Source organism: Arenimonas sp. (assembly GCF_022842045.1).
In the GTDB taxonomy this organism is placed as follows: Bacteria; Pseudomonadota; Gammaproteobacteria; order Xanthomonadales; family Xanthomonadaceae; genus Arenimonas.
Map to the genome: position 1 here is coordinate 39,406 of NZ_JALHQI010000011.1, position 19,932 is coordinate 59,337.

A 19,932-nucleotide genomic window follows, 5' to 3' on the forward strand; every position below is an offset into this window, starting at 1 on the left:
TAGTTGGGAGGAACTAGGAACTAGGAACTAGGAACTAGTGAAGAGCTTGAACTGGCGAGCTTGTTGCCTCTCACTAGCTCCTAGTTCATCTCCACTGGTTCCTGCTTTCAAGCGTCGGAGCGTTTCGCGCCAACGGCCAGGCCGGCCTTCAGGCTGGCCTCGATGAACTCGTCGAGGTCGCCGTCGAGCACCTTCTGGGTGTCGCTGCGCTCGATGCCGGTGCGCAGGTCCTTGATGCGGCTCTGGTCGAGGACGTAGTTGCGGATCTGGCTGCCCCAGCCGATATCGGACTTGGTGGCCTCGACCGCATCGCGCTCGGCGTTGCGCTTCTGGATCTCGAGCTCGTAGAGCTTGGCGGCGAGCATCTGCATCGCCATGTCGCGGTTCTGGTGCTGGCTGCGGCCGTTCTGGCAGGCCACCACGATGCCGGTGGGCACGTGCGTGATGCGCACCGCCGACTCGGTCTTGTTCACGTGCTGGCCGCCGGCGCCGGACGAACGGTAGACGTCGGTCTTGAGGTCGGCCGGGTTGATGGTGATGTCGATGCTGTCGTCCACGACCGGCGACACGAACACCGAGGTGAAGCTGGTGTGGCGGCGGTTGTCGGAGTCGAACGGCGACTTGCGCACCAGCCGGTGCACGCCGGTCTCGAGCTTGAGCCAGCCGTAGGCGTACTCGCCCTCGACCTTGAAGGTGGCCGACTTGATGCCGGCGACGTCGCCACCGCTGACTTCCATCAGCTCGGTCTTCCAGCCGCGGGCCTCGCACCAGCGCAGGTACATGCGCAGCAGGATCTCGGCCCAGTCCTGGGCCTCGGTACCGCCGGCGCCGGCCTGGATGTCCACGAAAGCGCTGCAGGAATCCATCTTGCCGGAGAACATGCGGCGGAACTCGAGCTGCTCGACTTCCTTGGCGGTCTTCTCGACGTCCTCGACCACCGAAGCGACGGTATCGGCGTCATCTTCCATCTCGGCCAGGTCGATGAGCTCGGCGCCGCCGACCAGGTTGTCGGTGAGGTTCCGGATGCCGTTCACGACCTTTTCCAGCGACGCGCGCTCGCGGCCCAGGGCCTGCGCGCGTTCGGCGTCGTTCCAGACGTCGGGGCTTTCCAGCTCCCGGTTTACTTCCTCGAGACGTTCGACCTTCTGGTCGAAGTCAAAGATACCCCCTGAGCGAATCCAGCCGGCCCTTGAGGTCGGCGATTCGCTGGCGGATGGGATTGAGTTCCATGGTGTTCCGTAGTGGCTTGGATCGGTCGCCAATGATACCGCAGCCGCCTGCTACAGGGGTTGCCCGCTCAGGCGGGGAGCCAGTGGCGCACGAGCAGCTGGATGCCGCGGCGGCCGCCCCAGTCGTCCAGGTCGAGCTGGTAGGCGGCGTGGATGCGCGCGGGCATCGGTGCGCCGGTCCAGCCGCCGAACTGGATCGCCGGCAGCGGTGCCCCGCCCTGCGCCGGCAGCAGGCTGAGCTTGAGGTGGCGGGCCGCGACGGGCCGGGCTTGCAGCACCTTGAACACGCCGTCGAACACCGGCTCCGGGAAACCCTGCCCCCAGGGCCCGGCAAGGCGCAGCTGCTCGGCCAGCGGCCGGCCGAGCTCGTCGAGGCCCAGTTCGCCGTCGCTATGCAGCTCCGACTGCAGTTGTTCCGGCGTCAGCATTGCCGCCACTTCGCGCTGCAGCGCCTCGCGGAAGCGTTCGAAATGCGCGGCCGGCAGGCTCAGGCCGGCCGCCATCGCGTGCCCGCCGAAGCGACCGACCAGCCCCGGGTGGCGAGCATCCACCGCGGCCAGCGCGTCGCGGATGTGCAGGCCGGGGATGGAGCGCGCGGAGCCCTTGAGTTCCTCGCTGCCCGGCTCGGCCGGCGCGAACGCGAACACCGGGCGATGCATGCGGTCCTTGAGCCGCGAAGCCACCAGCCCGACCACGCCCGGATGCCAGGCGGGGTCGAACAGGCACAGCGCCGCCGGCAGCGCGCCGGCATCCAGCGGCACGGTGGCGACCAGCGCCTCGGCCTCGTCCACCATCTGCTGCTGCAGTTCCTTGCGCTCGCCGTTGATGCGGTCGAGCACCGAGGCCAGCGCATGCGCCCGCGAGGCGTCGTCGCAGAGCAGGCACTCGATGCCCAGCGCCATGTCCTCGAGCCGGCCGGCGGCGTTCAGCCGCGGCGCAATGCCGAAGCCGATGTCACCGGCGGTGAGCTGGGCCAGGTCGCGCCCGGCCAGCTCCGCCAGCGCGCGCAGCCCGGGCTGGCAATGGCCGTTGCGCAGGCGCTTGAGGCCGGCCGACACCAGCAGGCGGTTGTTGTAGTCCAGCGGCACCAGGTCGGCGACGGTGCCCACCGCGACCAGGTCGAGCAGGCAGGACAGGTCCGGGCCCGGCCCTTCGAATGCGCCGCCCGCGCGCAAATGCCGGCGCAGCGCCAGCAGCAGGTAGAAGACCACGCCGACGCCGGCCAGCGCCTTGCTGGGGAAGGCATCGCCGGCCAGGTTCGGGTTCACGATCACGTCGGCCGGCGGCAGCGCTTCGCCCGGCAGGTGGTGGTCGGTGACCAGCACTCGCCAGCCGCGCGCCTTGGCGGCGGCGATGCCGGCGTGGCAAGCGATGCCGCTGTCCACCGTCAGCACCAGGTCGGGCGCGACCGCCGCCAGGTCGTCCACCAGCGCCGGCGACAGGCCGTAGCCGTGGGTCACGCGGTGCGGCACCTGGTAGCTCACCCGCGCGGCGCCCAGCAGGCGCAGGCCGCGCACCGCGACCGCGGTGCCGGTGGCGCCGTCGCAGTCGAAATCGCCGACCACCACGATGTGGCCGTCGTCGGCGATGACCTCCGCCAGCAGCGCCGCCGCACGATCCACCTGGCCCAGCGCATCGGGCGGCAGCAGGCGCGCGAGCTTGAGTTCGCCTTCCTCCGGCGTGCGCACGCCGCGTGCGGCGTAGACGCGCTGCAGCGCCGGTGCGACGGCGTCGGGCCAGGGGCCGTGTTCGGGAATCGCCCGGCGCAGGATCCGGATCGGCGCCGGCGTCACGCCAGCCGCGCCATCGGACGGCGCCAGAACCGCCAGCGCTGGCCGGCACGCAGCGAGAACCGCGCCCCGTCGGCGAAATCCAGGCGAAGCTCGTCGCCGCCGAGGCCGTCCAACGCCGGCTGCAGCCGCGCCGCAACCGCCGACACGTCCCGGGCCCGACGCAGGTCCAGCAGCTGCGGGCCTTCGCCGGTGGCGCCGATGTTGGCCAGTGCCGCCAGCGAAAGCAGCTCCGCGTCCTCGCTCGACACCGCGGTGAAGGGCGTGCGCACGTGGTCGGGCAGCTTGCCGGCGCCCCAGAAGCACAGGCTGTTCACCGGCGGCTTGCCCGCGGCCAGGCGCGCGGCATTCACCGGGTGGCTGTGCAGCAGCACCTGTGCTTCGTTGAGCAGCGCACGCCAGCGGCGGCCCTCGGGACCGTCCGGCAGGTGCGAGAACAGATCGTCGCCCAGCACCGCCTCAGGCGGCGAGAACGCGGGTACGCGTGCCTCGATCGGCAGCGCCACGTACCAGCGCGAGGGCGTCGGCGCCGAAACCTGGAACCCGGTGTCGCCGAACAGCGGCCGCAGCGGCGCCACCAGCGCGTCGGCCTCGGCCTGCGACAGCCCGAGCTCGCCGATGGCCAGCACGCGCGCGCCGGTCATGTCGGGCCGCACGTGGGCCGGGTCGGCGCGCAGCCACTGGTGCAGCACGGCGTCGCCGGCATCGCGCTGGCGGGTGATGGCCGCCATGGGCCAGCCGCGCGGCAACAGGTCGAAGTGGCGCAGCAGCTGGGCGCGCTCGCCGGACTCGGCGGCGGGCAGTTCGTCGGCGCGGGCCAGGGCCTTGCCGAAGGCGTCGCCCAGCGGCTGGCCGGCGAAGCGGCGGCGCTCGGGCAGCAGCACGGCCAGCGCCGGCACCGCCTCGGGCATCGCGCGCGCGGCCATGGCCTCAGCCCTCGTAGCGGACGGCGACGATGTCGAAGTCGCGGGCGCCTGCCGGCGCCTGGATGGTGACGGTATCGCCTTCGTGCTTGCCGATCAGCGCACGCGCCAGCGGCGAGGAAATCGAGATCAGGCCCTGCTTGATGTCGGCTTCCAGGTCACCCACGATCTGGTAGGTGACTTCGTCGCCGCTGTCGCAATCGGCCAGCTCGACGGTGGCGCCGAACACGACGCGGGTGCCGGCGTTGAGGCTGGACACGTCGATCAGCTGGCAGTGCGAAAGCACGAACTCCAGCTCCTGGATGCGGCCCTCGATGAAGCCCTGCTGCTCGCGCGCGGCGTGGTACTCGGCGTTTTCCTTGAGGTCGCCGTGGGCACGCGCCTCCGCGATCGCGGCGATCACCGCCGGGCGCTTGACCGACTTGAGCTCCTCGAGCTCGCCCCGCAGGCGCTGGGCGCCCTTCGTGGTCAGGGGTGCAATCATCCGTGGACTTCCTTGTGCAGTTCCTGCAGCGACCACACGCGCGGGTTGCCGCGGGTGTCGGTGGCGCGGATCAGGGCGCGCGCGCCCGGGATCGTGGTGGAATACGTGACGCGGTGCTGAAGCGCTTCGCGCCGGATCGAGAACGAGTCGGCGATCGCCTGCTTGCCCTCGGTGGTGTTGACGATATAGCAGATCTCGCCGTTCTTGATCAGGTCGACGATGTGCGGCCGGCCCTCGATCACCTTGTTGATGCGCTCGCAGGCGATGCCCTGCTCCTGCAGGAACTTCGCGGTGCCTTCGGTGGCCACCAGCGTGTAGCCGCGCTCGACCAGGTCGTTGGCGACGGGCAGCAGGCGCTTCTTGTCCGGGTCGCGCACCGACACGAAGGCCTTGCCCGGCGTCGGCGCCTTGATGTTGGCGGCTTCCTCGGCCCGGCCGAAGGCCTCGGCGAAGGTACGGCCAACGCCCATGACTTCGCCGGTCGAGCGCATCTCGGGACCGAGGATCGGGTCGACGCCCTGGAACTTGGCGAACGGGAAGATCGCTTCCTTCACCGAGAAGTAGTCCGGCACGATTTCCTTCGTGGCGCCCTGCTCGGCAAGCGACTTGCCGGCCATGCAGCGCGCGGCGATCTTGGCCAGCGGGATGCCGATGGCCTTCGAGACGAAGGGCACGGTGCGCGAGGCGCGCGGGTTCACTTCCAGCAGGTAGATGGTCTCGGCGCCGTCGCCGTCGGTCTGGATCGCGAACTGGGTGTTCATCAGGCCAACCACGTTCAGCGCGCGGGCCAGCTGGGCCACCTGCACGCGCAGCTTGTCCTGGGTCGCCTTCGACAGCGTGTACGGCGGCAGCGAGCAGGACGAATCGCCCGAGTGCACGCCGGCCTCCTCGATGTGCTCCATGATGCCGCCGATCAGGACGTTGCCCTCGCGGTCGGCGATGATGTCCACGTCCACCTCGACCGCGTTGTCGAGGAAGCGGTCGAGCAGCACCGGCGAATCGTTCGAGACCTGCACCGCCTCGCGGATGTAGCGCGACAGGTCGGCGTCGGAGTACACCACCTCCATCGCGCGGCCGCCCAGCACGTAGCTCGGGCGCACCACCAGGGGGTAGCCGATCTCGTTGGCCAGGGTGATCGCCTGCTCGGCGTTGCGGGCCGTGCGGTTGGGCGGCTGCACCAGGCCGACCTGCTCGACCAGCTTCTGGAAGCGCTCGCGGTCCTCGGCCAGGTCGATGCTGTCGGGCGAGGTGCCGATGATCGGCACGCCGGCGGCTTCCAGCGCGCGCGAGAGCTTGAGCGGGGTCTGGCCGCCGTACTGCACGATCACGCCCTTGGGCTTCTCGATCTCGACGATCTCGAGCACGTCCTCCAGCGTCACCGGCTCGAAGTACAGGCGGTCCGAGGTGTCGTAGTCGGTGGAGACGGTCTCGGGGTTGCAGTTGACCATGATGGTTTCATAGCCATCCTCGCGCAGCGCCAGCGAGGCGTGCACGCAGCAGTAGTCGAACTCGATGCCCTGGCCGATGCGGTTCGGGCCGCCGCCGAGCACCATGATCTTGTCGCGGCTGGTCGGCAGCGCCTCGCACTCGTCCTCGTAGGTCGAGTACAGGTAGGCAGTGGCGGTGGAGAACTCGGCCGCGCAGCTGTCCACGCGCTTGTACACCGGGCGCACGCCGAAGGCGCGGCGCAGTGCGCGCACGGCGCTCTCGTCGGTGCCGGCCAGCTGGGCCAGGCGGGCATCGGAGAAGCCCATGCGCTTGAGCACGCGCAGGCGGGCGGCGTCGAGCCCGGCCAGGCCGGCGGCGGCGACGTCCTTCTCGGTGGCGATGATTTCCTCGATCTGGTCGAGGAACCACGGATCGATGAAGCTCAGGCCGTACACATCCTCGACGCTCAGGCCCGCGCGGAAGGCCTCGGCGACCTGGAACAGGCGCTCCGGGCCCGGCTCCTTCAGCTCGCGCCTGATGCGCAGCAGGCCGTCCTCGCCGTCGCCGGCGCAGCCGGTCGGGTCGAAGCCGACCTTGCCGGTTTCGAGGCCGCGCAGGGCCTTCTGCATGGACTCCTGGAAGGTTCGGCCGATCGCCATCACCTCGCCCACCGACTTCATCTGGGTGGTCAGGCGGGCATCGGCGGCCGGGAACTTCTCGAACGCGAAGCGCGGGATCTTGGTGACCACGTAGTCGATCGCCGGCTCGAACGAGGCCGGGGTGGCGCCACCGGTGATGTCGTTGCGCAGTTCGTCGAGCGTGTAGCCCACCGCGAGCTTGGCGGCGATCTTGGCGATCGGGAAGCCGGTGGCCTTCGAGGCGAGCGCCGAGGAACGCGACACGCGCGGGTTCATCTCGATCACCACCACGCGGCCGTTCTGCGCGTTGATGCCGAACTGCACGTTCGAGCCGCCGGTGTCGACGCCGATCTTGCGCAGCACCGCGATCGAGGCGTCGCGCAGGCGCTGGTACTCCTTGTCGGTGAGCGTCTGCGCCGGGGCGACGGTGATGCTGTCGCCGGTGTGCACGCCCATCGGGTCGAGGTTTTCGATCGAGCAGACGATGATGCAGTTGTCGGCGGTGTCGCGCACCACCTCCATCTCGAATTCCTTCCAGCCCAGCACCGATTCCTCGACCAGCACTTCGCTGGTCGGCGAGAGCTCGAGGCCGCGGGTGACGATCTCGACCAGCTCCTCGCGGTTGTAGGCGATGCCGCCGCCGCTGCCGCCCAGGGTGAAGCTGGGGCGGATGATGGTCGGGTAGCCGACGGTGGCCTGGATTCGGATGGCCTCGTCGAGCGAGCGCGCGACCTCGGCCTTGGGGCAGTCCAGCCCGATCTCGCGCATGGCGACGCGGAACAGTTCGCGGTCCTCGGCCATGCGGATGGCCTCGCGCGAGGCGCCGATCAACTCGACGTTGTACTTCTCGAGCACGCCGGCGTCGGCCAGGTCGAGCGCGCAGTTGAGCGCAGTCTGGCCGCCCATGGTCGGCAGCAGCGCGTCGGGCTTTTCCTTGGCGATGATGCGCTCGACGGTGGCCGGGTTGATCGGCTCGATGTAGACGGCGTCGGCCATTTCCGGGTCGGTCATGATCGTGGCCGGGTTCGAGTTCACCAGCACCACGCGGTAGCCCTCGTCGCGCAGGGCCTTGCAGGCCTGGGCCCCGGAGTAGTCGAACTCGCAGGCCTGGCCGATGACGATCGGGCCGGCGCCGATGATCAGGATGCTCTTGATGTCTGTGCGCTTGGGCATTTCGTCACTCTGGTAAGGCGTGGATCGGGGAAGGCGCGGGGCGGGCTTACTGGAACAGCACGTCGGTGGGCACGTCGCAGTTGGACATGGCCTTCAACATGACCTTCGTGGCCAGGTCGGCACCGGCATCCTCGCCGGCGGACTCGTTCTCCTCGGCGGACCGCTCGGCGTCGTAGGCGTTGCCGATGCCCAGCAGCTTGCGGAGCGCGGTTTGCTCCGGGCCGGTCATCATCTGCATGAAGGCGGCCAGTTCGTCCGCGGTCGCCTCGCCCATGATCTTCGCCTCGTCGACCGGGACGCCGGTCCTCTCCTGCTCCACGCCGGCCAGCATCAACCGATTCATCATCTTCGCGCCGCCCGCCTCGAGGACGGCGATATCCGCATCCGCCTGGCCCGGGTTCTCGGCCACGTAGGCGATGACCTCGGTGCGCTTCATGCGGCGGTAGCCATCGTTGCTGAGTTCGTCTCGCAGGCAGGCCAGCTGGCCCGCGCTGACCGCGTCCGGCTTTTCCTGCATCGGCCATTCGGGACTGTCCCCGGCCAGGATCGTGAAGACCTCGCCCAACGGCACGGTCCGGACCACCAGGTCGGTCAACCGGGCGACCCGGGCGCCGGCCGAATCGGCGGACACCGGGAGCGCCGCGAACACACCGGCGGCGGACAACATCAGGGCGAGCAGGCAGCGACGGGCGTTGCGGGTCATGTCGGATCCTCGGTCGGTGGACTTGGGGCGGCGGCGGGTCAGCGCGGCGCCTGCATCAGGGCGACGAAACGGTCGAACAGGCCGGCGACGTCGCGCGGACCCGGGCTGGCCTCCGGGTGGCCCTGGAAGCTGAAGGCCGGCACGTCGGTGCGCTCGATGCCCTGGTTGGAGCCGTCGAACAGCGAGCGGTGGGTGACGCGCAGGTGGGACGGCAGCGTCGCCTCGTCCACCGCGAAGCCGTGGTTCTGGCTGGTGATCATCACGCGCTGGGTATCGAGGTCGATCACCGGATGGTTGGCGCCGTGATGGCCGAACTTCATCTTCAGGGTCTTCGCGCCCGAGGCCAGGCCCAGCAGCTGGTGGCCCAGGCAGATGCCGAACACCGGCACGCGCGCGCCGAGGATCTCGCGGATGGCGGCGATGGCGTAGTCGCAGGGCTCCGGGTCGCCGGGGCCGTTGGAAAGGAACACGCCGTCGGGCTTCTCGGCCAGCACCTGCGCGGCCGGCGTCTGCGCCGGCACCACGGTGACGCGGCAGCCGCGGTCGGCCAGCATGCGCAGGATGTTGCGCTTGACGCCGAAGTCATACGCGACGACGTGGAAGCGAGCCTCTGGCCGGGCGAAGGTGTCGGAGTCGAGGTCCAGCGAGCCCTCGGTCCAGCTGTAGCGCTCGCGCGTGCAGACTTCCTTGGCCAGGTCCATGCCCTTGAGGCCGGGGAACTTGCGGGCCAGCTCGATCGCCTTCTCGCGGTCGATGCCCTCGCCCGCCATCAGGCAGCCGTTCTGGGCGCCGCGGTCGCGCAGCAGTCGGGTCAGCTTGCGGGTGTCGATGCCGGAAATGGCGACCACGCCGCGCGCCGCCAGCCACTCGGGCAGCGGCGCCTGGCTGCGCCAGTTGCTCGGGCGGCGCGGCACGTCGCGGACGATCAGGCCGGAGGCCCAGACCTTCTCGGCCTCGTCGTCCTGGGCGTTGAAGCCGGTGTTGCCGATATGCGGGTAGGTCAGCGTGACCAGCTGGCGGGCGTAGGAGGGGTCGGTGACGACCTCCTGGTAGCCGGTCATGGCGGTGTTGAACACCACTTCGCCGACGCTGGCGCCGGGCGCGCCTACGGAAACGCCCTCGAACACGGTGCCGTCTTCGAGAGCGAGGATTGCGGGTTGGGTCACGGGCTGATCGCCTTGCTGATGGGGGAACCCGTTCGCTGGATGTGCGAGCACCCGCGGACAGGGGTTGACCGTGTCCGTACGGGCGAGGGTTCAGGCGAGCCGGAATTTTAGCGACACGGGCGGCAAAAGGGAAACGCCGCGCGCCCGGCCCAGGTTCAGCGCCCCGCGCCGGGCAGCATCAGGCGCCCGAATTCGTGGCGCCCCGGGCCCAGCCGGGCCAGGCGCAGCGCGGCTTCCAGCGCCCCGCGGGCGAAGATGTCGCGGTTGGTGGCGCGATGGATGAACTCGAGCCGCTCGCCAGGGCCCGTCAGCTGGACCGTGTGCTCGCCAACGATGTCGCCCGCCCGAAGGCTGGCGTAGGCCGGCTCGCGGCCACGTCCGGCCGCCACCGAAGCACCCAACTGCAGGGCCGTGCCCGAGGGCGCGTCTTTCTTGTGCACGTGGTGGGCCTCGACCACGTCGGCGTCCCAGCCGGGCAGCGCCGCGGCGGCCTGCCGCACCAGCTCGGCCAGCACGGCCACGCCGGCGCTGAAATTGGCGGCCCACAGCACCGGGATGCGCCGGCCGGCCGCATCCAGGGCCGCGAACTGCCCGGCCGACAGCCCGGTGGTGCCGCTGACCAGGGCCGCGCCACGTTCCTGGCACAGGGCCAGCACCGCGTCGAAACCCGCCGGCTGGCTGAAATCGACGGCCACGTCGAAGGGCGGCGCCTTGGCCAGCGCCTCCGCGGCCAGCACCGGCGTGGCGCGGGCTTCCTCGGGCGGCCGGCCGCTGCCGGTCACGGCCGATACCACCAGCAGGCGGGCGTCTTCGGCGGCCAGGCGCAGCAGGGCGCGGCCCATGCGGCCGGAGGCGCCGTGGATGAGGAGTCGTAGGGGCGTGCTCATGCCGCCACGCTAGCCGATGCGGCGGGACGCAGGCAATCGCCGAGGCCGGGCGCTGCGGGCCCGGGAATCGAACTGCTACGCTGCCCGGCACCCGAGCCACCGAGACCCGCATGCCCCAGGCCAAGCCCGCCCCGCTCCGCTTGCCGCTGCTGGCCCTGGCGCTGCTGGGCGCGGCGCTCTGGCTCGCGGGCACCCTCGAACGCGCCGACAACGCGCTGGGCGACGCCATGCTGCGCTGGCACGCGGCCGGGCGCGCGCCGCCGGACGACATCGTGCTCGTCGCCATCGACCAGCACAGCCTGGAGGAGATGAACGAGCTCGCGGGCCCGTGGCCCTGGCCCCGCTCGGTGCACGGCGAGCTGATCGAAGGCCTGGCGCGCTGGCGTCCGAAAGCGGTGGCATTCGACGTTCTCTTCAACGAACACGACACCTTCCAGCCCGACAACGACCGCGTGCTGCGCGAGATCGCGCTCACCCAGGACAACCTTTTCTTCCCGACCCAGCGCATGCCCGACGGCAACCCGCACCCGATGCACTTGCTGCCGACTTCGCTTGGCGCGGTCCAGGTCGATCCGGCTTCCACCGAGCCGGCGCCGGTGCTGGTGCTGCCCAACGTGCTCGACGAGCGCAACTGGCAGGGTGGCCTGGTCAATTTCGAGGCAGACCGGGACGGCCTCGGCCGGCACTACCGGCTCTACGATGAAGCGGGCGGCTGGCGCATTCCCTACATGGGCGCGAGCATCGCCCGCTTCACCGGTGCCACCCTTCCGCCCGTCGAGCGCATCCGCCTGAACTGGCATGGCCGGCCACCCCGGACGATTTCCTATGCCGATCTGTTCAACGACCTGGGCGCGCCCGAGCCGGAGATCGGGCCCACGCTCACCGACCGGATCGTGATCATCGGCGCCACGGCCACCGGGCTCAACGACATGCGGCCGACACCGCTGACCGCGCAGACCGAAGGCGTGCTCGTGCCCACCACCGCGCTCGCCAACCTTCGCGCCGGCGACTGGCTGCGCGACCTGCCCAGCCGCTGGCCGCTGGCAGGCCTGCTGTGGCTGGCAATCACGCTGGGTTTCCGGCGCCGGCTCAGCCCGCTCGGGATCGGCCTGGGGCTGGCCGCCGCCACGCTGGCCGCGACGGCCGCCAGCCATGCCCTGCTCGGCGCCGAGCGCTATGCGCCGGTCGGGGCCGCCCTGATGCTCGGCTGGCTGGCCTTCGCCCTGTTCACCCTGCAGGCGCAGTGGCTGGAACGGCGCGAGCGCGAGGCGACCATCGGCATCTTCGGCCGCTTCCTGGACCCGCGCGTCGTCGCCGGCCTGGTCGAAACGGGCGAGCTGGTGCGCGACCAGAAACCGCTGGCGCGCGAGATCACGCTCCTTTTCTCCGACATCCGCGGCTTCACCACCCTGTCGGAAACGCGCACGCCGGAGCAGGTGGTGCACCTGCTCAATCGCTATTTCTCGCGCCAGGTGGACGTGATCTTCCGGCATGGCGGCACGCTCGACAAATTCATCGGCGACGCGGTGATGGCGTTCTGGAACGCGCCCACCGACACCCCGGGCCACGCCTCGCGTGCGGTGGCCGCGGCGATCGAGATGACGCAGGCGCTGGATGACTTCAAGCGCGAACTGGCCGCCGGCGGCGAGGGGCTGGGCGATTTCGACATCGGCATCGGCCTGCACACCGGGCCGGCCGTGGTCGGCTTCCTTGGCAGCGACTCGCGGATGGAGTACACCGCCATTGGCGACACCGTGAACCTGGCCAGCCGGATCGAAAGCGCCACCAAGGGCGTGGCCCGCGTGCTGGTGTCCGACGCCACCCGCGCGGCTTGCGGCGGCGATGGCCAGGACGTGGTTTTCATCCACCGCGGCCAGTTCCACGTCAAGGGCCGGGAACAGCCGGTCGAGCTTTACGAGCCGATGCCGAACCCCACGAAACATTGATCGAGAGGATTGCCATGAGACCACTCCGCCCACCCCAATCCCCCCGGCCGCGCGCGCTCGCGCTGGCCCTGGCCGCCGCGCTCGCCGCAGGTGCCGTGATGGCCGAGTCGGGCACCGTGCTGCGAGCCACCGAACTGCGCAGCGAGCCGCAGGCCTCGGCCGAGGTCGTGGCCAAGCTGGCCGCCCAGCAGCCGGTCGAGATCACTGCCCGCCAGGGCGCATGGGCCGGGCTCAAGACCACCGACGGCGTCGAGGGCTGGGCCCGCATCCTCAACCTGCGCACCGGCGCGGGCCAGGGCAATGCCGGCAGCGGCGACCAACTGGCCGCCGTGTTCAAGACCGGCTCGCGAGGCACCTCGGTCGCCACGGCGGTCAAGGGCCTGTCTGCCGAAGAGCTGATGTCGGCCTCGGCCAACCACGCCGAGGTGGCGCTGCTCGATCAGTACGCCGCCTCGAGCGGCGACGCCAGCGGCTTCGCCGCCGAGGTCCCGCTGGCCACCCACGAGGTCGCCTATCTCGAACAAGACCGCCGCGGCAGCCGCCGGAGGAACCGATGAACGCCCGTCTCCTGATCGCCGCCGCGCTCGCGCTGGCGCTGTCCGCCCCCGCCGCCGGCTTCGGCCGCCTGGGTGACGCCGAGAACCTCCTGCGCATCGGCAAGCGCGCCGCCGAAACCCAGAAGGACATCACCACCGAGGAAGAGATCGAGCTCGGCCGCGGCATCGCCGCGAACGTGTTCGGCGCCGCGCCCTTGGTCCGCGACGAAGCGCTGCAGCGCTACGTCAACCGGGTCGGTACCTGGCTGGCCATGCACACCGAGCGCCCCGACCTGCCCTGGCGTTTTGGCGTCATCGACAGCTCCGACGTGAACGCCTTCGCCCTGCCGGGCGGCACCATCGTGATCACCGCCGGCCTCTACGACCGCCTGCGCGACGAATCGGAGCTGGCCGCGGTGCTGGCGCACGAGATTTCGCACGTGGTCGAGAAGCACCAGGTCAAGGCGATCCAGAAGGCCATGGGCACGGACTTCGCCAACGAGATGGCCGGCGAAGTGACCGGCCGCAGCGACAACGAGCTGGTGCGCCGCTTCGGCGGCAAGGCCTTCGCGGCCGGCACCCAGGTACTGGCCCGGGGCCTGGACAAGCAGGACGAGTACCAGGCCGACCTGCACGGCATGGTCATCGCCGCCCGCGCCGGCTACAACCCGTTCGCCATGGCTGGCGTGCTGCAGACGCTCGACGCCAGCGGCCCGCAGGACCGCGCGATGGCGCTGATGCTGTCGACGCACCCGACCGCGGCCAGCCGCATCGAGATGCTGGAGCAGTCGGTGGGCACGAAGCTGGATGCCTACGCCGGCGCCGCGACGCCGGACCGCATGTACCGCCCGCGTTGAGGAGCGTTCGCGACTGGAAAACGGAACGCCCGGCTTTTTGGCCGGGCGTTTTTCGTGGTGAAGGGACAAGCGAGGAAATAGTGAGTAGGAGTTAGGAGGTAGTGGGAAGCAGGCTCTTACTACATCCTAACTCCTATTCACTATTTCCTTTTTCCTCCCTCACGAAGTCATGCGATCCCAGAACGCCTTGACCCCATCCAGGAACCCACTGGACCGCGGCGAATGCCGCGCCCCATGCTCGCCCTCGAAGGTGGCCTCGAATTCCTTGAGCAGCTCGCGCTGGCGCGCCGTCAGGTTTACCGGGGTTTCCACCACCACGCGGCACAGCAGGTCGCCGTGGCTGTGGCTGCGCACCGACTTGACGCCCTTGCCGCGCAGGCGGAACTGCTTGCCGGTCTGGGTTTCCAGCGGCACCTTGATCAGCGCCTCGCCGTCGAGCGTGGGCACCACGATGTCGGCGCCCAGCGCCGCCTGCGAGAAGCGCACCGGCACCTCGCAGTAGAGGTCGTTGCCGTCGCGCTGGAAGATCGGGTGCTCGCGCACGCTTACTTCCACGTACAGGTCGCCCGGCGGGCCGCCCGGCGGGCCGGCCTCGCCCTCGCCGGAGAGACGGATGCGGTCGCCGTTGTCGACGCCCGCGGGGATCTTGACCTGCAGCACCTTGTCTTCCTGCACGCGGCCGTTGCCATGGCAGCTCTTGCAGGGCCTGGCGATGGTCTGGCCGCGGCCGCCGCAGCTCGGGCAGGCCTGCTGCACGGCGAAGATGCCGCGCTGCATGCGCACCTGGCCGTGGCCCTGGCAGGTCCGGCACTTCTCGGCCTTGCCGTCCTCGGCGCCGCTGCCGCTGCAGGGCGTGCAGGCGACCAGGGTGGGCACGTCGATGCGCTTCTCGACGCCGAACACCGCTTCCTCGAGGTCGAGCTCGATCACGTAGCGCAGGTCGGCGCCGCGGCGCGGGCCGCGCTGGCGGCCACCGCCGAAGATGTCGCCGAAGATGTCGCCGAAGATGTCGTTGACGTCGCCGAAACCGGCGCCGCCGTTGCCGCCGCCCATGCCGTGCTCGAAGGCGCGGTGGCCGTGCTGGTCGTACATGCGGCGCTTGCCGCCGTCGGACAGCACTTCGTAGGCCTCCTTGGCCTCCTTGAACGCGGCTTCCGCCGCGGCGTCGCCGGGGTTGCGGTCCGGGTGGTGCTTTTGGGCGGCGCGCCGGTAAGCCTTCTTCAGCTCGTCCTCGGTCGCGTTGCGGGCCACGCCCAGCACTTCGTAGTAGTCACGCTTGCTCATTGGAAATCCTGCTCAACCCCTGACAGCAAAGCGCCCGCGCCCGCCGGAATCACCGGCCCGACGCGGGCAGCCAGCCCGCATGCCCGGCGGCATGCGGGACGGACACGTCACTTGCGCTCGTCGTCCTTGACCTCGGTGAACTCGGCGTCCACCACGTCGTCGGCCTTGGCCGACGGGCCCGGCTCACCCGCGTCCTGCGGGCCCTGGTTGCCGGCCGCGGCCGCCGCGTACAGCGACTGCGCGGCCTGCTGCAGCGCCGTGGTCTTGGCCTCGATCTGGGCCTTGTCGTCGCCCTTCATAGCGGTCTCGAGCTCGGACAGCGCGGTCTCGATGCCGGCCAGCACCTCGCCGGCGACCTTCGAGCCGTGCTCGGTGACGGCGGTGCGGGTGGTGTGGATCAGGCCGTCGGCGGCGTTGCGGGCGGTCACCAGCTCGTGGAACTTCTTGTCTTCCTCGCGGTGCTGCTCGGCGTCGCGGACCATCTGCGCGATCTCTTCCTCGCTCAGGCCCGAACCGGCCTTGATCTCGACCTTCTGCTCCTTGCCGGTCTTCTTGTCCTTGGCCGACACGTGCAGGATGCCGTTGGCGTCGATGTCGAAGGACACCTCGACCTGCGGCATGCCGCGCGGCGCCGGCTCGATGCCGCTGAGGTCGAACTTGGCCAGCGACTTGTTGAAGCGGGCCTGCTCGCGCTCGCCCTGCAGCACGTGCACCGTGACCGCGGACTGGTTGTCCTCGGCGGTGGAGAAGGTCTGCGAGGCCTTGGTCGGGATGGTGGTGTTCTTCTCGATGATCTTGGTCATCACGCCGCCCAGGGTCTCGATGCCCAGGCTCAGCGGGGTGACGTCGAGCAGCAGCACGTCCTTGACGGTGCCGGCCAGCACGCCGCCCTGGATCGCGGCGCCGATCGCGACGGCCTCGTCCGGGTTCACGTCCTGGCGCGGGTCCTTGCCGAAGAACTCGGCCACCGCGGCCTTCACCTTCGGCATGCGGGTCTGGCCGCCGACGAGGATGACGTCGCTGATGTCGCTGGCGCGCAGGCCGGCGTCGTTGAGCGCGACGCGGCAGGGCTCGATGGTCTTCTTGACCAGGTCGTCCACCAGCGCTTCGAGCTTGGCCCGGGTCAGCTTGATGTTCAGGTGCTTCGGACCCGAGGCGTCGGCGGTGACGTAGGGCAGGTTCACTTCGGTCTGCTGGTTCGAGGACAGCTCGATCTTGGCGCGCTCGGCGGCGTCCTTCAGGCGCTGCAGGGCCAGCGGGTCGCGGCGCAGGTCGATGCCCTGCTCCTTGTTGAACTCCTCGACCAGGTAGTCGATGACGCGGGCGTCGAAGTCTTCGCCGCCGAGGAAGGTGTCGCCGTTGGTGGCCAGCACCTCGAACTGCTTCTCGCCGTCGATCTCGGCGATCTCGATGATGGACACGTCGAAGGTGCCGCCGCCCAGGTCGTAGACCGCGATCTTGCGGTCGCCGCCCTTCTTGTCCATGCCATAGGCCAGCGCGGCCGCGGTGGGCTCGTTGATGATGCGCTTGACGTCCAGGCCGGCGATGCGGCCGGCGTCCTTGGTGGCCTGGCGCTGGCTGTCGTTGAAGTAGGCCGGCACCGTGATCACGGCTTCGGTGACCGTCTCGCCCAGGTAGGCCTCGGCGGTCTTCTTCATCTTCTCGAGCACCTTGGCCGAGATTTCCTGCGGCGCCATCTTCTTCGCGTCCGCGGTCTGCACCCAGGCGTCGCCGTTTTCGTGCGCGACGATGCCGTAGGGCACCAGGTCGAGGTCCTTCTTGACTTCGGCGTCGGTGAACTTGCGGCCGATCAGGCGCTTGACCGCGTAGAAGGTGTTCTTGGGGTTGGTGACGGCCTGGCGCTTGGCCGAGGCGCCGACGATGACTTCGCCGTCCTTGGTGAAGGCGACGATGGAAGGCGTGGTGCGGTCGCCTTCGGAGTTCTCGATGACCTTGGCCACGCCGCCTTCCATGACCGACACGCAGCTGTTGGTGGTGCCGAGGTCGATGCCGATGATCTTGCCCATGGGGATGCTCCGTAATTTTTCTGGTGTTGGCTGCGGCGTGGGCCGCGGATGATTCTAAAGTGGGGCTGCGGTGAAGGCCTTCAAGAGGCCGTCACGCATTCATTCAGCGGCCACGACCACGAGGGCCGGGCGCAGCAGGCGGTCGTTGAGGGCATAGCCCTTCTGGAACACCTGCACGACGGTGCCGGCGGCGTGGCCGGGCGAGGCGATCTGGCTGATGGCCTGGTGCCATTCCGGGTCGAAGGCCTTGCCGAGCGGGTCGAGCTGGGCCAGGCCGTTGTCCTCGCCCACCTTCAGCAGCTGGCGCAGGGTCAGCTCCAGGCCGTCCTTGAGCGGGCCGCTCTCGGCGCTGGCGGCAGCCAGGCCGGCGTCCAGGCTGTCGAGCACGGGCAGCAGCTGGGACAGCAGCTTCTCGTTGGCGAAGCGGCGGGCCTGGTCGACGTCGCGGGCCAGGCGCTTGCGCTGGTTGTCGAGCTCGGCGCGCTCGCGCAGGGCCTCCTCGCGGAGACTGGCCATCGCGGCGCGCAGCTGCTCGAGCTCGTTGTCCAGGCCGTAGTCGTCTTCGGGCGCTTCCGCGCCCGGGGTCGGGTTCTCGTTATGCATGGTTTTCCACTGGCTTCCCCGCGCGGCCCGCGGGCTCGCCCAGCCTTATGGGGCCGGGGTTTCGGGATTCAAGGCGGCCCCGAGCAGGTCGGCGGTGGCCTGCACCATCGGGATCACGCGCTCGTAGGCCATGCGGGTCGGGCCAATCACGCCCAGCACCCCCAGCACCCGGCCGTTCGCGCCGTAGGGGGCGGTGACCACGGTGCAGCCGTCCATCGAGGCCAGGCCGGTCTCTTCGCCGATGAATACGCGGACGCCTTGCGCATGGATGGTGCGCTCGAGCAGCTGCAGGATCTCGCGCTTGCGGGCGAAGGCCTCGAACAGCTCGCGCAGGCGATCCAGGTCGGACAGTTCCTGGACCCCCATCAGCCGGGTCTGGCCGGCCAGCAGCATGTCGTCCTGGCCGCCCTCCCCCAGCGCCTGCTCGGACAGCTCGACCGCGGCCGACAGCAGCCGCTCCATCTCGCTGCGGGTGTCGCGCAGGTCGCGCAGCAGGGTGGCGCGGATCTCCTGCAGGCTGCGGCCGGCAAAATGGGCGTTGAGGAAGTTGGCGGTCTGCTCGAGCTCGGACGGGGTGTAGGCCCGGCGCGGGGTAATGATGCGGTTCTGCACTTCGTTGTCGGTGAACACCAGGATCACCAGCACCCGCTGGCCGTCCAGCGGCACGAAGTCGATGTGGCGGAAGGCGAACTGGCCGCGCTGGGGCACGGTGACCACGCCGACGAACTGGCTCATCGCCGACAGCAGTTCGCTCGTGTTTGAAAGCAGGGCCTGGGTGCCGGCGCCCGGCGCCAGGTTGGCGCGCATCTGGCTGAATTCCGCCTCCTGCACCGGCTTGACCTGCAGCAGGCTGTCCACGAACACCCGGTAGCCCTGGGGCGTCGGGATGCGACCGGCCGAGGCGTGCGGCGCCGCCACCAGGCCGATCTCCTCGAGGTCGGCCATGATGTTGCGGATGGTGGCGGGGCTGACGTCCAGGCCCGAGCTGCGCGCCAGCGTGCGCGAACCCACCGGTTCCCCGTCGCGGATGTGCTGGGAGATCAGGGTGCGCAGCAGGTGGCGGGCGCGCGGGTCGAGGCTCAGGTCCATCCGCCATAGATAAGGCCGGGCGCCCGGGGGCGCAAGCGCGCGTTTCCTACCCGCCCGCGGGGGGGCTGCCGCTGGCGTTCGCGACGGGGGCAGCTAAACCTCGGGCGATTCAGGCAAAATCGCCCGGCCCATGATCAGCCATCTCACGCTCAAGGATTTTGCCGTCGTCAGCAGCGCCGAACTGGCCTTCGGGCCCGGCATGACCGTGGTTTCCGGCGAAACCGGCGCCGGCAAGTCGCTGCTGGTCGACGCCCTGATGTGGCTCACCGGCGCCCGCGCCGACGCCGGCATCGTCCGTTTCGGCGCCGAACGCGCGGAGCTGGCCGCCGAGTTCCGCCTCGAGGACGCCCCGGCGGCGCGCGACTGGCTGCGCGAGAACGAGCTCGACGAGGGCGACGGCTGCCAGCTGCGCCGCGTGATCCGCGCCGACGGCGGCTCCCGGGCCTGGATCAACGGCCGCCCCGCCACCTTGGGCCAGCTCTCGGAGCTCGGCCAGCGCCTGGTCGAGATCCACGGCCAGCACGAACACCAGGCCCTGCTCGACCGCGGCCAGCAGCTGGCCCTGCTCGACGCCTTCGGCCAGCACGGCGCCCGGCTGGGCGAAGTGCAGCGCCTGGCCCAGCAGTGGGCCGCGCTCGACCGCGAACTGGCCGACCTGGCCCGCGCCGGCGACGTCGGCGAGCGCGTGGCCTGGCTGCAGCACCAGGTGGAGGAACTGGCCGCCGAATCGCTGGACCTGGCCGACCTGGAGGAGCTGCAGGCCGCGCACCGCCGCCAGGCCAACGCCGCCGGGCTGCTGCAGGGCTGCGAGTCGGCCCTGGCCCGCCTGGCCGGCGACGACGGGCTGTCGCTGGGTCGCGCCCTGCACCAGGTCGGCACCGAGCTGGGCCGCCTCAGCGGCGACGAACCGCGCCTGGCCGAGGTGGTCTCACTGATCGAATCGGCCGGCATCCAGCTGGCCGAAGCCGGCGCCGGCCTCGAGCGCATCCGCGACGACTTCGACCTCGACCCCGCCCGGCTGGCACAGCTGGAAGACCGCCTGTCCCGCCTGCACGAACTCGCCCGCAAGCACCGCGTGCCGCTCGACGGCCTCGCCGCCCGCCGCGATGCGCTGCAGGCCGAGCTTGAGGGCCTGGCCGGCGCCACCGAGCGCGGCGAGCGCCTGGCCC

The 19,932-nt window shown here is 70.3% G+C and carries 16 protein-coding genes; 4 read left to right on the forward strand and 12 right to left on the reverse strand.

Going from position 1 to position 19,932, the window contains the following annotated elements:
• Positions 1-107: 107 nt before the first annotated feature.
• From prfB to dapB, 8 genes are all read right to left on the reverse strand, one after another.
• Positions 108-1,230 (reverse strand): peptide chain release factor 2 gene (prfB, locus tag Q0C12_RS04375; protein WP_290886690.1). Its coding sequence is split into 2 segments (ribosomal slippage): positions 108-1,157 and positions 1,159-1,230, totalling 1,122 coding nucleotides; the frame shifts between segments, so codons are not numbered across the junction.
• Positions 1,231-1,297: 67 nt separating this feature from the next.
• A complete protein-coding gene (gene recJ / locus Q0C12_RS04380; RefSeq protein WP_290886693.1) occupies positions 1,298-3,022 on the reverse strand; it encodes a single-stranded-DNA-specific exonuclease RecJ in 1,725 nt (574 codons plus the stop codon).
• Entirely contained in the window at positions 3,019-3,945 is a 927-nt protein-coding gene (locus Q0C12_RS04385; RefSeq protein WP_290886696.1) for a phosphoglycerate mutase, read from the reverse strand. The genes recJ and Q0C12_RS04385 overlap by 4 nt, the downstream gene beginning before the upstream one ends.
• 4 nt (positions 3,946-3,949) lie before the next feature.
• Entirely contained in the window at positions 3,950-4,426 is a 477-nt protein-coding gene (gene greA, locus Q0C12_RS04390; RefSeq protein ID WP_290886699.1) for a transcription elongation factor GreA, read from the reverse strand.
• Positions 4,423-7,665, reverse strand: coding sequence for a carbamoyl-phosphate synthase large subunit (gene carB / locus Q0C12_RS04395; RefSeq protein WP_290886702.1), 3,243 nt, complete (start codon positions 7,663-7,665; stop codon positions 4,423-4,425). The genes greA and carB overlap by 4 nt, the downstream gene beginning before the upstream one ends.
• Before the next feature lie 46 nt (positions 7,666-7,711).
• Positions 7,712-8,368, reverse strand: coding sequence for a hypothetical protein (locus Q0C12_RS04400; RefSeq protein ID WP_290886704.1), 657 nt, complete (start codon positions 8,366-8,368; stop codon positions 7,712-7,714).
• 38 nt (positions 8,369-8,406) lie between these two features.
• Positions 8,407-9,534: a glutamine-hydrolyzing carbamoyl-phosphate synthase small subunit gene (gene carA / locus Q0C12_RS04405; protein WP_290886706.1), complete on the reverse strand. Its 1,128-nt coding sequence runs from the start codon at positions 9,532-9,534 to the stop codon at positions 8,407-8,409.
• Between the two features lie 155 nt (positions 9,535-9,689).
• On the reverse strand, positions 9,690-10,421 hold the full coding sequence (gene dapB / locus Q0C12_RS04410) for a 4-hydroxy-tetrahydrodipicolinate reductase (protein WP_290886708.1): 732 nt from the start codon (positions 10,419-10,421) through the stop codon (positions 9,690-9,692).
• 110 nt (positions 10,422-10,531) lie between these two features.
• Here dapB and Q0C12_RS04415 point away from each other — a divergent pair, with 110 nt between their 5' ends.
• Genes Q0C12_RS04415 through Q0C12_RS04425 form a run of 3 tightly spaced genes read left to right on the forward strand, consistent with a single transcriptional unit; the run spans position 10,532 to position 13,760 of the window.
• Positions 10,532-12,367 (forward strand): adenylate/guanylate cyclase domain-containing protein, encoded by a 1,836-nt coding sequence (locus Q0C12_RS04415; protein ID WP_290886710.1) that lies wholly within the window; start codon positions 10,532-10,534, stop codon positions 12,365-12,367.
• Between the two features lie 14 nt (positions 12,368-12,381).
• A complete protein-coding gene (locus Q0C12_RS04420) occupies positions 12,382-12,924 on the forward strand; it encodes an SH3 domain-containing protein (RefSeq protein WP_290886712.1) in 543 nt (180 codons plus the stop codon).
• On the forward strand, positions 12,921-13,760 hold the full coding sequence (locus Q0C12_RS04425) for a M48 family metalloprotease (protein WP_290886714.1): 840 nt from the start codon (positions 12,921-12,923) through the stop codon (positions 13,758-13,760). Before Q0C12_RS04420 ends, Q0C12_RS04425 begins: the two co-directional genes overlap by 4 nt.
• Before the next feature lie 159 nt (positions 13,761-13,919).
• On the opposite strand, the gene dnaJ is transcribed toward Q0C12_RS04425, so the two are convergent.
• The 4 genes from dnaJ to hrcA all read right to left on the reverse strand — a co-directional run bounded on the left by dnaJ (position 13,920) and on the right by hrcA (position 18,763).
• Positions 13,920-15,044 carry a molecular chaperone DnaJ gene (dnaJ, locus tag Q0C12_RS04430; protein WP_290886716.1) on the reverse strand — a complete coding sequence of 375 codons (1,125 nt, stop codon included), beginning with the start codon at positions 15,042-15,044 and terminating at the stop codon, positions 13,920-13,922.
• 107 nt (positions 15,045-15,151) lie between these two features.
• The gene (gene dnaK, locus Q0C12_RS04435; protein ID WP_290886717.1) at positions 15,152-17,071 is read right to left on the reverse strand and encodes a molecular chaperone DnaK; all 1,920 of its coding nucleotides are present in this window, start codon (positions 17,069-17,071) and stop codon (positions 15,152-15,154) included.
• A gap of 99 nt (positions 17,072-17,170) precedes the next feature.
• Entirely contained in the window at positions 17,171-17,674 is a 504-nt protein-coding gene (grpE, locus tag Q0C12_RS04440; protein ID WP_290886719.1) for a nucleotide exchange factor GrpE, read from the reverse strand.
• A 45-nt stretch (positions 17,675-17,719) separates the two neighbouring features.
• The gene (hrcA, locus tag Q0C12_RS04445; protein ID WP_290886721.1) at positions 17,720-18,763 is read right to left on the reverse strand and encodes a heat-inducible transcriptional repressor HrcA; all 1,044 of its coding nucleotides are present in this window, start codon (positions 18,761-18,763) and stop codon (positions 17,720-17,722) included.
• Positions 18,764-18,893: 130 nt separating this feature from the next.
• On the opposite strand from hrcA, the gene Q0C12_RS04450 reads away from it, so the two are divergent.
• Positions 18,894-19,932 (forward strand): AAA family ATPase (locus tag Q0C12_RS04450; protein ID WP_290886723.1); only part of this gene is annotated, 1,039 nt, incomplete at its 3' end.

Excerpts from the sequence above, each read along its gene's own strand:
- greA (WP_290886699.1), bottom strand. The coding sequence starts at position 4,426 with ATGATTGCACCCCTGACCACGAAGGGCGCCCAGCGCCTGCGGGGCGAG.
- dnaK (WP_290886717.1), bottom strand. The coding sequence starts at position 17,071 with ATGGGCAAGATCATCGGCATCGACCTCGGCACCACCAACAGCTGCGTG.
- Q0C12_RS04415 (WP_290886710.1), top strand. The coding sequence starts at position 10,532 with ATGCCCCAGGCCAAGCCCGCCCCGCTCCGCTTGCCGCTGCTGGCCCTG.
- Q0C12_RS04385 (WP_290886696.1), bottom strand. The coding sequence starts at position 3,945 with ATGGCCGCGCGCGCGATGCCCGAGGCGGTGCCGGCGCTGGCCGTGCTG.
- dapB (WP_290886708.1), bottom strand. The coding sequence starts at position 10,421 with ATGAGCACGCCCCTACGACTCCTCATCCACGGCGCCTCCGGCCGCATG.
- dnaJ (WP_290886716.1), bottom strand. The coding sequence starts at position 15,044 with ATGAGCAAGCGTGACTACTACGAAGTGCTGGGCGTGGCCCGCAACGCG.
- hrcA (WP_290886721.1), bottom strand. The coding sequence starts at position 18,763 with ATGGACCTGAGCCTCGACCCGCGCGCCCGCCACCTGCTGCGCACCCTG.
- Q0C12_RS04425 (WP_290886714.1), top strand. The coding sequence starts at position 12,921 with ATGAACGCCCGTCTCCTGATCGCCGCCGCGCTCGCGCTGGCGCTGTCC.
- Q0C12_RS04420 (WP_290886712.1), top strand. The coding sequence starts at position 12,382 with ATGAGACCACTCCGCCCACCCCAATCCCCCCGGCCGCGCGCGCTCGCG.
- carB (WP_290886702.1), bottom strand. The coding sequence starts at position 7,665 with ATGCCCAAGCGCACAGACATCAAGAGCATCCTGATCATCGGCGCCGGC.
- Q0C12_RS04400 (WP_290886704.1), bottom strand. The coding sequence starts at position 8,368 with ATGACCCGCAACGCCCGTCGCTGCCTGCTCGCCCTGATGTTGTCCGCC.
- grpE (WP_290886719.1), bottom strand. The coding sequence starts at position 17,674 with ATGCATAACGAGAACCCGACCCCGGGCGCGGAAGCGCCCGAAGACGAC.